Source organism: Clostridium sp. HCP1S3_C6, assembly GCF_052066735.1.
In the GTDB taxonomy this organism is placed as follows: Bacteria; Bacillota; Clostridia; order Clostridiales; family Clostridiaceae; genus Clostridium.
Genome location: NZ_JBQHRN010000005.1, coordinates 39,368 through 52,381, shown reverse-complemented (window position 1 = coordinate 52,381; position 13,014 = coordinate 39,368). Strand labels below are relative to the sequence as shown.

The following is a 13,014-nucleotide window of genomic DNA, read 5'->3' as shown; positions in this document are numbered from 1 at the left end:
TGCAATCACCTCTTACTTAAGGATATAATTATTCTTTTTTATTATTGTCAGCATTTATATTATCGTCCTTTTTATCTTGAACCTTAGTAATTGCTGAATATGCAAAAGATTTTATTTCACCATTATCAAGTTTTACCTTAACTTTTATAGTACCATTTTCTTTTGATGCACCAAGAACTGTTCCACTATAATTAGTAGCTTTTCCATTTTCATCTGTTTCCTGTGCTTCAACATATTTACCTGTAAAATTTGCTGCCATTAAAAATGCCATATTATAATCTAAACTATTTAAAGCATCTAATGAATAATCTTCTACATCAAGTGTAGTAACTATATTATTGGCATTAAAATCCTTTAAAACATTTTTGCCATCTTCATTAACAAGCATTGATAATGTAGCATTTGTTCCATTCATTTTAATTGCTTTTACAATACCTGTATATTGAACTCCCTTTGAATTTGTATCACTTACTGTAACACCTTTACCTATTAAACTGTAATATGATGATTTTGTCATTGAAGTGTTTAAATTTTGCATTTGTTCAAGTGATGCAAATTGTGCAAGCTGTGATACATATTCACTTGCATCCTGATCCTTTGATGGATCTTGGTTTTTAAGTTGAGCACAAAGAATTGTTAAAAATGAATCCTTTGACATTTGACCATTGCTTGTAAGAATCTTTGTACCTCTATCTGTTGCAGATGTATTTGCATACTTTGATGTAACAGTTTGATTTACAAGTGTATTTGCCATTTTCCCATCCCCTCAATTTTATTTGCTTTTATGCAAGCATATTAATGTTATTTATTATTTCAGCTTCATTATCTTCTAATACTTCATCTTCATCTAATACACCATTTACATTATTTTTTGCATTTTTATTTGAAGCTTCATTTTGGCTGAAATTATTTGCATTACCTTCAAAACTGCTTCCTTTAAAAAATGTAGTATCATTATTTAAGCTTATATTAACATTTTGAATTTTTAAATTTTGATTAGATAATTCCTTATTTATTATTGAAGCATTACGTGATAAAAGATCATATCCTTCTTTTGTAGTTGCCTTAATTTGTGCTTTTAAAACTCCATCTTCTTGTATAACCTTTATAGAAAGTTCTCCTAAATTTCTTGGATTTATCTTTACAGTTAATTCTTTTATATTGTTTGCTTCCATGTATTTAACTGATTGTATTATATCTTCTGCTAAGTGTTCTGCCTTTACAAGCTTAGCTGCTTCCTTAAGTCCATCAAGTGCATTAACATTATTAAATGTTCCAGCAAAAGTTACATTTCTATTTATAGTAGTTGATGATAAATCCTTGTCATTTAAAATAGATTTTAATATTTTTTCATCTTTGCTTTCTTCAAAATTGTTACTACTATTATTACTATCTGATGAAGTATAATTTTTAACATCAATGTTTTCTTCTTTACTTTCTACATTTTTGCTTATAATATTTTGCATCTTATTATTAAATATTTGTTTATTATCATTGTTAGAAACTTCACTTAAATTAGATACCTGTTCATTTTCATTAAGTAAATTTTTAATTTGAGTAATTAATTCTTTATTGTTTTCTTTAACCTCTGACTGTAAAATTTCTGCATTTGAAGAATTTATATTTTCTTTTTCATAAGCAATTTTACTTTCATGTGCATTGATATTCTTAATATTATCAGTATTTAAATTACTATTGCTTTCTGTAGTTTTAACTTCAGTAATATTATTACCTTCTGTATTAATTTGTATATCATTTTTAACTTCACTAAAATTGTTACTATCAATTTTTTCACCTAAGATATCATTAGATGCTTTGCTTTCATTTTCTGAAAAAGCTTTATCAATATTATTGTTTTCTTTGTTATTTACAATTTTATTTTCTAATGATTCAAGCACTGCTAAAATACCTTTTTTATCATCTTGCACTAAAGTATCATCACTATTTTTTAATACATTTTCTAAGGTACTTAAAACATCTTCCATGGAATTATTGTTATTATCTATACTTTGAAAAAAACTAAGAATACTATCTTTTGATTCAGATATTTTATTATCTAATATACTGTTAATTTCTTTTAACAAATTATTAGTATTATCTGTGTTTTCTACTTTACTATTTATTATTTCTGTAATTTGATTTAAAACAGCTAATATAGAATTAACATCTAATTTCTCAGACTTTTCTTTTACATTACTAATAACATTTTCTACAGCTGAAGTTAATTTGCTATTATTTTCATCAGAAGTTGCAATTTTAATTTCATTTAAATCCTTAAGTAAATCGTAATTTACCACTACAGTATCTTTATTATTATCTTTAACATTAGAAGTATTTTTTAAAGCTAAATTGTCATCAGTATTTTTCTTTGTTTTATCTGCAATCTTATTAGATTTTTTACCATTGTCTAAGGAAATATCCTTACTTTTTGATACTTCATTTTTTACTAAATTTTTAGTATCATCACTATTTTTGCTCTTTATATTATTTTGAGAATATGTACTATTTTTTTCTGTGCTACTTTTACTAGCTTTATCAAAATTATTGTTTGATTTTACTGATGATTTTAATACTTTATTAAAATCACTACTTTGTCCATTTGATGAAACACTTTCTTTTACAGTAGTACTACTTGTTTTTGGAGCACCACTTGGCATGCTGCCATCTACTCTCACTAAACCTCACCTCCCTTAGATTTACGCATATAAGCATATAATGCAAATTCATCATTATTAAGCTGTTCTATTCTATCCTGCTCTTTTATAAAGCTTGCATACCCTTTTTCTTTAAGTCTTGAAACTGTTTTTCTTTCCACCTGCCTTTTAGCAAGCTCTTGTCTTTTTATTTCAAGCTCTTTTTCTTTAATTTTAAGTTCTTTTGTTTTTTGCTTTATACCAACATTTAATGCTGCAAGATAGGAACGCTTAACCTTTTGATAAATTACATCTTCTCCAGGTTTTATACCTTTGTACTTTTCATAACACTCATTTAAATTGTTAAGTTCATTTTCTGTGTTAACCTTAGCTTTTTTGCTCTCAGTAAATTCTCTCTTGCTTTCTTCTTCTTTGTCTTGCCTTATTTCCAGTAACTTTTCAAGACTAAATTTATACCCTTTTGCCATTTATTTCACCTCCTTTCAATGAGGCTTACTTTATACTAATTTATCGTCATTTTTTTAAGAATATTTACATTTAAGAATATATATTCTTTTATTCTTTGCTAACTTTTAAACATTTGAATTAATGAATTAATACTAGTATCAAAATCGCATTTTTCATCTATACCCTGTTTTAAAAATGCGTCTATAGAATCATGATATTTAATAGATAAATCTATTTTTTTGCTACTTCCTTTAACATAAGCACCTATATTTATAAGATCTTCTGAATCTTTATATGTAGCCATAAGATCTCTAGCTATTGAAGCTGCCTTTTTATGTTCAGGTGATGCAATACCAGACATAAGCCTGCTGACACTATTTAAAACATCTACTGCAGGATAATGATTTTTATGAGCAAGAGATCTTGATAAAACTATATGTCCATCAAGTATACCTCTTACAGCATCTGCTATTGGTTCATTAAAATCATCGCCATCAACTAAAACAGTATAAAAAGCTGTAATTGATCCCTTATCTGATGTTCCTGACCTTTCCATAAGTTCTGGAAGCTTTGCATAAACAGAAGGAGTATAACCTTTTGTTGCTGGTGGTTCACCTATTGCAAGTCCAATTTCTCTTTGAGCCATGGCAAATCTTGTTACAGAATCCATCATAAGTATTACTTTTTTTCCTTGATCTCTAAAATATTCAGCAATAGCTGTAGCAGTAAGTGCTCCTTTAAGTCTTATAAGGGCTGGTTTATCAGAAGTTGCACAAACAACAACAGATTTTTTCATACCTTCCGGTCCTAAATCCTTTTCAATAAATTCAAGAACCTCTCTTCCTCTTTCTCCAATAAGACCAATTACGTTAACATCAGCCTTTGCTTCTCTTGCAATCATTCCAAGAGTAGTACTTTTACCAACACCACTACCTGCAAATATACCAATTCTTTGTCCTTCACCTACTGTTATAAAACCATCTATAGATCTTACTCCAGTTGGCATTATAGTATCTATTCGCCTTCTTTTTAATGGATCTGGTGGTGAACTTTCAAGAGGATAATTTTTACTTGCAAGTTCTACAGAATCATCATCTTCCTCCACATTATCCTTTGAAAGTTCATTTCCAAGACCATCTAAAACTTTACCTAAAAGTTTATCTGAACACTTTACAACAAGAGGCTTATTTTGTGCTACAACTCTGCAACCACAAGATATACCTTGAAGGGGTCCAAGAGGCATTAAAATTACATAATCATCTCTAAAGCCTACCACTTCACATTTAACTTCTTTATAATCTTTTGTATAAATAATGCAAAGTTCACCAACAAAGGCTTTAATTCCCTTTACCTCTACTGTTAATCCTATTACCTTTTTTACTACACCTTCTGAATAAATTGTAGAGGTTCTTCTTACTTTTTCTGTAAGAGCATTAAAATCTAAATTCAAAAACCCCACCCCTTTTATTCATTAAAAATTAATTAAATAATGCATTTTTTATTTTTTCAAGTCCTGTATCTATTGAAACTTTAATTACTCCACTATCTTTTTCTATAATAGCTTCTCCTTTTTCCATGCTGTCCACTGGAAGAACAAAAATTGATTCTTTAATATTATAAGATGGTTTCCAAATGTCTATATTCTTTTTAAGTTCATCCACATAAACTGGATTACATTTTATTATTAAATTTTCTTCATCTTTTGAAAGTTTTAATGCTTCTTCCACCATTTTAGATATATCTATATTTTCACTTATATCACGTTTTAAAACTTGTCTTGCAACTTCAATTACAAGATTTAATATATCTTCACTTTTCCTATCTAAATAATCAGAATAATCTTTTTTAGCATTTAACAAAACATTTTCTGCATCATTAATAATTTTGTCTGCTTCTTCTCTAGCTTCATCTAATGCTTCTTTTTTTCCATCATCATAACCATTTTTTTGTCCCTGGCTATATCCTTTTTCATAGGCTTCTTTTTCAATAAGAGAAGCTTTTTCATAAGCTTCCTGTATACATTTGTCTTTCTTTCTTGAAGCATCTTCTATAATTGATTTTCCTATTTTTTCATAACTTTCAATGTATCTTTTTGCCTCTTCATAAGTAACTCCAGTTTCTTCTGATATAACTTTTTTAGTATCCTTATTATCTATCTTTACTTCATAATTAGTAGATATTTCTTTTACGCTGCCTTTTTGAGCTCTGTTTTCTTTAATAACACTAAACGATGATTGCATCTTCTCCACCTCTTGAAATTATAATTTCTCCAGCTTCGTCTAGTCTTCTTATGATACCAACAATCTTTTGTTGAGATTTTTCTACATCCATTAATCTTACTGGTCCTAAGAACTCCATATCTTCCTTTAATGAAGCAGCAGCTCTCTTTGATTGGTTTCTGTAAATAGATTCAGCAACCTCTTCAGAACATCCCTTAAGTGCAAGAGCAAGTTCTTTTGCATCAACTTCTCTAAGAACTCTTTGAATAGATACATCATCAAGAGTGATAATATCTTCAAATACGAACATAGAGCTTTTAACCTTATCTGCAAGATCTGCATTTTCTCTTTCAAGACTTTCTGTAATATTTTTCTCAGTTGTTCTATCAACTTGGTTTAATATTCCAACAAGTGTTTCAACACCACCAATTTGTGTCATTTCAGTTCTTACTACTGAAGAAAGTTTACTTTCTAAAACTTTTTCTATTTCTTTTATAACCATTGGAGATGTATTGTTCATTGTGGCAATTCTATATGCAACTTCACTTTGAACCTCTTCACTAAGTTCTGCCATTACCTGAGCAGCCTTATCAGGCTGAAGATAACAAAGAATTAATGCTATAGTTTGAGGTTGCTCATATGTAATAACATTTAAAAGCTGGCTTGGATCAGCTTTTCTTGCTATGGCAAAAGGTCTATACTGCTGAGTAGCTTCAGTAACCTTTTCCATTATCTCTTTAGCTCTTTGGCTTCCTAAAGCTTTTGATAAAAGCTCCTGAGCATAATCCATGCCTCCTTCTATTATAAAATCCTTTGCTTTATTCATTTGAAGGAATTCTTCTAGTATTCCATCTCTTTGTTCTGAATTAACTGAATTTATATTAGCTATTTCATATGTTATTTTTTGAATCTCACTTTCTGGAAGCTTTTTAAGTATTCCAGCTGATGCTTCTGGCCCAAGGGTTATAAATAATATTGCAGCCTTTTGAACTCCAGTTAATTTTTGTTTTCCACTATCTTTAGCCAAATTCATCACCCCTCATTTTCACTTAACCAAGATTTTACAATTTCTGCAACCTGTTCAGGCTTATCCTTAGCATACTTCTTAATTTCTTCTTCTTTCATAGTTTTTTCTTCATTTACAGAAAAATCTATAGGATCATAATTTACTGGTTCAACTTCAGGTAAATTATCATTTATCATAACATCAAGAAGTTTTTCTTCTTCTCTTTTCTTACGTTTTACAAGAACTATTACTATTGCAATAATAGCAGCTAAAATAATTCCACCTATTATTGCATATTTAATTATTTGATTTCTTTTTTCTGCAGCTATTTGATCATTTAAAGCTTTAACCTGTTCTTGCTTTTGTTCATCTAATGCTGTATCATAATTCATTCCAATTACTGAAAGTTCATCATTTCTATTACTATCAAAACCAATAGCAGCTTTAATAGCATTTTCAAAAGCTTCCTGAGTATCTGAATCTAAATTACCATCTACCATAACTGAAGCAGTAAGTCTTCTTACTTCTCCTGCAGCAGGTATCACTTCTGTTATAGTTTTACTGTGGTCATAATTTGAAGTTTGTTCTTCACTACCTGAAGTAGCACCTTGGGAATCTCCTTCAATAGTATTACTCATATTATTATCCACAGGACTTTCACTTGTACTATTGCCATTATCTTTATTGTATTCTTTTTTTATGTCTTGACTTATTAATGCTTTTGTTGGATCAATTTGAGTATCTGTAACTTTTTTGGAATCATAATCAAGATCCACATTAACTTTTGCTGTAACCTTTCCTTTTCCTACTATAGGTTCTAAAAGATTTACTATATTTTCTTGAAGTTTACTTTCATACGAACTTTCTGCATCTTTGTGATCTTTAACACTTTCAGAACTTACTGAGCCATTATCGCTATCTCCTAGATTAAGCTTACTTGTAAGTAAATTCATATTTGTATCAATTACTTCTACATTCTTTTCTGGAATATTTGAAGTACTTCTAGAAACTAATGCTACAATAGCCTTTACCTGATCATCAGAAACATTATATCCTGTTTTTACCTTTAATGTTACTGTTGCAGAACCTTCTTTAGATTCTTTCATGAAAACAGAATCCTCTGATGGTGATATTAAAACCTTACAAGTTTCTACTGGTTCTAATGATTTTATAGATTTTTCAAGTTCTCCTTGAAGCATTCTTAATTTTTTTATGTTAAATTCATCATCGGTCATACCAAAAGAACTTCCACTATCCATAAGCTCATAGCCTGTGCTACCTGAATTAAGTGTAGGTGCCAGTTCCATTCTAAGTTCATCAACTTTACTTTTATCTACTAATATAGAATTTCCTTGTATTTTCATATCAACCTTATCAGCATTTAGCTGTGCAATAACACTTTGTGCATCTGTTGCTTCTAAGTCTGAAAATAGAACTTCATATTTATTGGAATTTTTCAACACTATAACACTTACTATAGCAGCTATAATTGCAATTATTGCAACGATTATTGCAATTTTGATAGCTTTACCAAAACTCTTAAACTTATCCCAAATTTTCTTTAAACTTTCTGAAAGTTTATTCATTTTCTATTGCACTCCCTACTTAAATTATATCTGCATCTTTATTATTTCTTGATATGCATCAACAAGTTTATTTCTTATTTGAACTGCATATTGAAGTGATGTGTTAGCTTCTGCTGTTGCAAGCATAACATCAGTTATGTCAACACCCTCTTCTCCCTTTGTAAAACTATCATTTAAGTTATCTGCTTTAATCTGTTGACTATTAATATCATCTAAAGAACTTTTTAAAACATCTGCAAAGGATGTATTTTTTACACTATTATCATTTTCATTAGTACCATTTATATTATTGATACTTTTTGCATTTGAAGTATCTAAAACACTTCCAAATGCATTTTCAAAAACCTTTTCGCTTGGAGCGTATGGATTTACTTTCATTTTTTTCAACTCCTATCTATTTGTTAATTCTTTAACGTATTTTGTAAAATTTAATAACTATTAAACATTTTTTATTTTCCTATTTCTAAAGCCTTTGTAAACATACTCTTATTAGCATTTAAAGTATCTACATTTGCTTCATAAGCTCTAGTTGAAACTATCATATCTGCCATTTCATTTAATACATTTACATTAGGATATGTAACATATCCATTTTCATCAGCATCTGGATTTGCAGGATCATAAACCTTTCTAAATTCAGAATTATCATCTTCTATTGCTACAGCTTTAACTCCATTAGGATTTCTTGCTTCATCGTAACTTTCTTTAAAAACTGCTACTTTTCTTTTGTATGGACCACCTTCATCTGTTCTAGTTGTTTCAGCATTTGCCATATTTGAAGTTATTGTATCCATTCTTAATCTTTCTGCAGACATACCACTTGCACTAATTCTCATTGATGAAAAAGCATTCATTTTTAATTACCTCCACTAATTACATATTTAGTCATGCTAATTTTATTACTTGCCTGTTGCACTAAAGCATTATATTTCATAGTATTTGCAGCCTGATTTACTTTTTCAATATCTAAATCAACATTATTACCATCATTTCTCATACTTGTGCTTTCATCTCTTTCAACAGTTATATCACCACTTAAACCATTGCTGTTATCTATATGTTTTTCATTAGTTTTTCTCATACTTAAACCTTTAGAATTTTTGCCATTAATGTTATCTTCAAAAACTACATTAAATGCTTTGTAATTTTTTGTATTAACATTAGCTATATTATTTGATATAGCCTTTGCTCTAACTGTAGAAGCCTTTATCCCTTCTTTTAACAAATCGTATGTACCAGACGAATCTATTATACTTTGTACTGGCATCATCCCCACTCCCTTATACCTTATTTTTACTTAACATTTTTTTACATAATAATTGTAAATATGCCTATTATTTTATTCTATATATTATATTATAAATTAAAATTAATTTATATTTTCTATTAGTTTTTAAAATTAACAATTTATATACATTTTGTTTGCGTATAAATTGGCTATTTTAGTAGCTTTTAAACAGTTTTTTATATTTTTTATTATTACAATTTATTCACATTTTATCAATATTTTTTACTTTTTTTGTATTTTTCTTTTGAATTTTAGTACAAAAATAAATAATTTCAACAATGAAATTTGTTGAAATTATTTATTGATCTCAAATATTTGCTTCATTAATGTTTTTATTCTTTATTGTTTTTTAACTTCGGTTAATTAATAATTAATGATTAAGAATTAATTATTAATTATCTCCTGTGGAGATTGGCTTTTAAGCGTAGCGTAAAAAGCCACTTAATTATTAATTGTTAACTTCTTAATTTAAACATATACATCTATTTTGTTTCCTAAATTTTCATCTACAGCAATGTTATCCATCATTTTTGTCATAGCCTCAGCAGTTTCCTTACTATCATTCATACTCATTTTCAAAACAGAAAGGCTAGCAGATTCCTGAACCTTTGTTTGACTCATTGTCATTGATATATACATCTCTCCTTATTTATAAAATTCTATATACAAAGCTGTCTTTACAGATTATGTTCTTTTCGTCTTCACTATTTGATTTAAAATATACTTTATTATTATTTATTTCTATGTATTTTTCATTAAAAAGACCAATACTTAATAAAAAGTCACATTTAAATATTGTGCAAAATATTTCAGCCTTTGATACTTCATAATGCAGTTCATAATTAATTATGTTATTTTTAGATGCAAAATCAGCATACTTATTAAAATTTGTACAACTTATATCTACAAACTGGCTATCATCACCATTATTGCTTACAGCAGATGCAGCTATATTTGAAGCATCTTCATATAAAGCCATTCTTAATGTAAAAAGTGTGTTAGGCATAAGTATAGTTCTACTGTCAATAATTACAACATCCCTATCATAGCCTATTTTCATTAATGCATCATTACATGCTGAAAGAATACCTTTCTTAGATACAGAAATTACTGAAACGTTTTCTTGACATTCAAAAGAAACAAACCTTCCATCACTTGAATTGTAATCAATAATAATTATTTGGGGAATATCATAGCTATATTTATTAATACTATCTAAACATATTTTTGTTATTTCATAATTATTGTCTGCAAAAATAATTATAGAAAGCTTTTTTACATCAGCATTTAAAAGATTAATTGACTCAATATTTTTAAGAGCACCTATGTTGTCATTGTTTCTTTTGCATAGCTTTTCTGCCTCCTCATAACATATACATGCCATATTTTTATTTTGTTTTCTATCAAATATAATTCCTAAAAGAGAATAAAATCTTGAACTTTCAGGATTATACTGAAGACCTAGTCTGCAAATCTCCAAAGCCTTATTGTATTCCTTTAAATTTACATAAATAAGAGCTTCCTCATAATAAATGTCTTCATTTATTTCATTTTCATCTTTAAGCATTTGAATTTTTTGTAATGCTTCATCATATTTTGACATGCTAACAAGAATATTTATTTCTTTTATAATATCTGACACGTTCATATTTCACCATAATTATTTACCTTTCTTATTCTCAACGTATATTATTTCATTGATATTATATCAAATGTTTAATATTTATTTTGAATATAGTTGAAAAATTCACTAATTGTTAACTTTATGTTGAAATTAAAATAAGCTTTGAATATTTAGAAAAGTTCAAAGCTTACTTTAATTTTTTACTTATAATGCTTATATTTAATTATCTTCTTGAGCCTTGAATTATTTGAAGGCAATTAAGAGGCAATTGATTACATTGAGATATAAGACCAAGTCCTGCATTAATTAAAATATCAGTTCTTGAAATTTCTAATGCCTGTTCTGCCATATCAGCATCTCCTATTCTACTTATTGAAGATGTAATTAACATTTGATTTTCTTGTAAAGTTTCTACCATATTATTATATACATTTGATTTTGCACCAACTTCACTTCTTATTTTGCCAATTTGGTCAATTGCGTTATCAACAATGTTTATAAACTCTCCTTTATCCTTAGAAGAGTCTGTAAAATCAATATCATTGATGGATTTACCACTTATTACGTTACCATCGCTATCTAATATACCTATATTATTACAAGATGTATTGTAAAATTTCACCTCATCCCTATTTCCTGCTTCTGAACTTATAACTACATATTTTTCAGTTGGATCTTTAATACCATCAGCACCTAAAAGTTTAACTCCATTAAATTCAGTGTCTCTTGATATATAATTTAAATTGTTTTTTAATTCATTTATCTCATCTTGAATTACTTTAATATCTGAATCTGTTTTCGTACCATCATTTGCACTTACAGTAAGCTCCTTCATTCTAGCTAAAATATTATTTACTTCTTGAAGAGCTCCATCTGACACTTGAAGCATTGATGCACCATCCTGAACATTTCTTTCTGCTGATTGCATACTTTTAAGCTTAATGTCCATTTGGTTTAATTGACCAATTTTAGAAGGATTATCTTTAGCTGAATTAATTTTAAGACCTGTACTAACTTTCTTACTAGCAGCACTGCTTGCAGAAAGATTTTTAGAATAGGCATTATAAGCCTTTAAAGAATTCATATTATGGCATAATCTCATAAATTTCACTCCTTATATTTTTCTATAAAGTTTTAACATTATTTATTTATCGTTAATATTGGGGAAAGCTTTATATATTATTTCTTTCTATCACTATACTTTTCAATATTTCAACTGCCTTTTTTCTATTTTTTGAATTAACACAAAAAGCCTTTGCTATATAATCATTTTTAGCCTTTTCTACCAAAAATACATTTTCATCATAATTTAAAATATATTTTTTTAGATTATCATCTATAATTTTAAAAGAACTTTCATTAATCATTTTATTACCTAATACTAATGCTTTAAATAAATCAAACCATGCATCTATTACAACATATTCAATTACTTCTTTCATTTCTAAATATATTTTTTCATTTTTCATATGACTAAGATAATTTTCACAAAATATATTATTAACTTCTAAAAATCCCATACTATTTCTCGTATGTGAAAAAGAACTTTTATTATCTATATAATGATAAAAACATTTATTAACTATTCCTACAGTTTTTACTTTAGAATATATCCTACATAAAAAATCCACATCTTCTAAAGGTATTTTAGGGATAAACTTAATATTATTATCAATTATTATTTCTCTTTTGAAAATTTTTGTAAAAATAAAACCACAAGTTAAGAACATTTTAACTCTTTTATCAAAGGTTACAATTCCCTCCATATTGCTATCCCACAACATTAATTCTTTATTCTTTCGTTCATTATAATATCCACATTCAACAATATCATAATTGCCGCTTATGGCTTTATTATACATACATTCAAACATATCTTTTTTTATTAAATCATCACTATCTACAAATCCTACATATTCTCCTAATACATATTCGAGAGCTACATTTCTTGCTCCTCCTGGGCCCTGATTCTCATTTAAATTAATAATCAAAACTCTATCAGGATCCTTTTTTTCAATTTCATATAATTTTTCTAAAGTATTGTCGCAAGATGCATCATTTACAAAAATAAATTGTATATCTCTTAATGTTTGATTAAATAAACATTCTGCTATATTATTTATATGATTTTCTGCATTATATACTGGAATAATTACTGTTACTTTATAATTCATATAATTATTTACCTCT

Annotated in this window: 14 protein-coding genes; all 14 read right to left on the bottom strand. The window is 27.7% G+C overall.

Features of this window, described 5'->3' with window-relative positions; genetic code table 11:
- Window positions 1-28: 28 nt before the first annotated feature.
- Entirely contained in the window at window positions 29-754 is a 726-nt protein-coding gene (locus ACTNAO_RS03105; protein ID WP_441025813.1) for a flagellar hook assembly protein FlgD, read from the bottom strand.
- 28 nt (window positions 755-782) lie between these two features.
- Window positions 783-2,675 carry a flagellar hook-length control protein FliK gene (locus ACTNAO_RS03100; RefSeq protein ID WP_441025811.1) on the bottom strand — a complete coding sequence of 631 codons (1,893 nt, stop codon included), beginning with the start codon at window positions 2,673-2,675 and terminating at the stop codon, window positions 783-785.
- Window positions 2,675-3,121 (bottom strand): flagellar export protein FliJ, encoded by a 447-nt coding sequence (gene fliJ, locus ACTNAO_RS03095; protein WP_441025809.1) that lies wholly within the window; start codon window positions 3,119-3,121, stop codon window positions 2,675-2,677. Before fliJ ends, ACTNAO_RS03100 begins: the two co-directional genes overlap by 1 nt.
- Window positions 3,122-3,219: 98 nt before the next feature.
- Window positions 3,220-4,551, bottom strand: a complete 1,332-nt coding sequence (gene fliI, locus ACTNAO_RS03090) for a flagellar protein export ATPase FliI (protein WP_441025807.1) — start codon at window positions 4,549-4,551, stop codon at window positions 3,220-3,222.
- Between the two features lie 28 nt (window positions 4,552-4,579).
- Window positions 4,580-5,341 carry a FliH/SctL family protein gene (locus tag ACTNAO_RS03085; RefSeq protein ID WP_441025805.1) on the bottom strand — a complete coding sequence of 254 codons (762 nt, stop codon included), beginning with the start codon at window positions 5,339-5,341 and terminating at the stop codon, window positions 4,580-4,582.
- Window positions 5,325-6,353, bottom strand: coding sequence for a flagellar motor switch protein FliG (gene fliG / locus ACTNAO_RS03080; RefSeq protein ID WP_441025803.1), 1,029 nt, complete (start codon window positions 6,351-6,353; stop codon window positions 5,325-5,327). Before fliG ends, ACTNAO_RS03085 begins: the two co-directional genes overlap by 17 nt.
- Entirely contained in the window at window positions 6,353-7,912 is a 1,560-nt protein-coding gene (gene fliF / locus ACTNAO_RS03075) for a flagellar basal-body MS-ring/collar protein FliF (protein WP_441025801.1), read from the bottom strand. The genes fliG and fliF overlap by 1 nt, the downstream gene beginning before the upstream one ends.
- A gap of 24 nt (window positions 7,913-7,936) precedes the next feature.
- Complete coding sequence (gene fliE, locus ACTNAO_RS03070) at window positions 7,937-8,290, bottom strand: flagellar hook-basal body complex protein FliE (RefSeq protein ID WP_441025799.1); 354 nt, start codon at window positions 8,288-8,290, stop codon at window positions 7,937-7,939.
- A gap of 71 nt (window positions 8,291-8,361) precedes the next feature.
- Complete coding sequence (flgC, locus tag ACTNAO_RS03065; protein ID WP_441025797.1) at window positions 8,362-8,766, bottom strand: flagellar basal body rod protein FlgC; 405 nt, start codon at window positions 8,764-8,766, stop codon at window positions 8,362-8,364.
- Window positions 8,767-8,768: 2 nt separating this feature from the next.
- Window positions 8,769-9,179, bottom strand: coding sequence for a flagellar basal body rod protein FlgB (gene flgB / locus ACTNAO_RS03060; RefSeq protein WP_441025795.1), 411 nt, complete (start codon window positions 9,177-9,179; stop codon window positions 8,769-8,771).
- 489 nt (window positions 9,180-9,668) lie between these two features.
- Window positions 9,669-9,839, bottom strand: coding sequence for a YjfB family protein (locus tag ACTNAO_RS03055; RefSeq protein WP_441025793.1), 171 nt, complete (start codon window positions 9,837-9,839; stop codon window positions 9,669-9,671).
- A gap of 10 nt (window positions 9,840-9,849) precedes the next feature.
- Window positions 9,850-10,848, bottom strand: a complete 999-nt coding sequence (locus ACTNAO_RS03050; protein WP_441025791.1) for a hypothetical protein — start codon at window positions 10,846-10,848, stop codon at window positions 9,850-9,852.
- Window positions 10,849-11,047: 199 nt separating this feature from the next.
- Window positions 11,048-11,926: a flagellin N-terminal helical domain-containing protein gene (locus tag ACTNAO_RS03045; RefSeq protein WP_441025789.1), complete on the bottom strand. Its 879-nt coding sequence runs from the start codon at window positions 11,924-11,926 to the stop codon at window positions 11,048-11,050.
- Window positions 11,927-11,996: 70 nt separating this feature from the next.
- Window positions 11,997-12,998: a glycosyltransferase family 2 protein gene (locus ACTNAO_RS03040; protein WP_441025787.1), complete on the bottom strand. Its 1,002-nt coding sequence runs from the start codon at window positions 12,996-12,998 to the stop codon at window positions 11,997-11,999.
- Window positions 12,999-13,014: the final 16 nt, after the last annotated feature.

Bases quoted from the DNA above. Each gene is read 5' to 3' on its own strand.
- ACTNAO_RS03105 (WP_441025813.1), bottom strand. From the start codon at position 754: ATGGCAAATACACTTGTAAATCAAACTGTTACATCAAAGTATGCAAAT.
- fliJ (WP_441025809.1), bottom strand. From the start codon at position 3,121: ATGGCAAAAGGGTATAAATTTAGTCTTGAAAAGTTACTGGAAATAAGG.
- ACTNAO_RS03085 (WP_441025805.1), bottom strand. From the start codon at position 5,341: ATGCAATCATCGTTTAGTGTTATTAAAGAAAACAGAGCTCAAAAAGGC.
- fliG (WP_441025803.1), bottom strand. From the start codon at position 6,353: ATGAATTTGGCTAAAGATAGTGGAAAACAAAAATTAACTGGAGTTCAA.
- fliF (WP_441025801.1), bottom strand. From the start codon at position 7,912: ATGAATAAACTTTCAGAAAGTTTAAAGAAAATTTGGGATAAGTTTAAG.
- fliE (WP_441025799.1), bottom strand. From the start codon at position 8,290: ATGAAAGTAAATCCATACGCTCCAAGCGAAAAGGTTTTTGAAAATGCA.
- flgC (WP_441025797.1), bottom strand. From the start codon at position 8,766: ATGAATGCTTTTTCATCAATGAGAATTAGTGCAAGTGGTATGTCTGCA.
- flgB (WP_441025795.1), bottom strand. From the start codon at position 9,179: ATGCCAGTACAAAGTATAATAGATTCGTCTGGTACATACGATTTGTTA.
- ACTNAO_RS03055 (WP_441025793.1), bottom strand. From the start codon at position 9,839: ATGTATATATCAATGACAATGAGTCAAACAAAGGTTCAGGAATCTGCT.
- ACTNAO_RS03050 (WP_441025791.1), bottom strand. From the start codon at position 10,848: ATGAACGTGTCAGATATTATAAAAGAAATAAATATTCTTGTTAGCATG.
- ACTNAO_RS03045 (WP_441025789.1), bottom strand. From the start codon at position 11,926: ATGAGATTATGCCATAATATGAATTCTTTAAAGGCTTATAATGCCTAT.
- ACTNAO_RS03040 (WP_441025787.1), bottom strand. From the start codon at position 12,998: ATGAATTATAAAGTAACAGTAATTATTCCAGTATATAATGCAGAAAAT.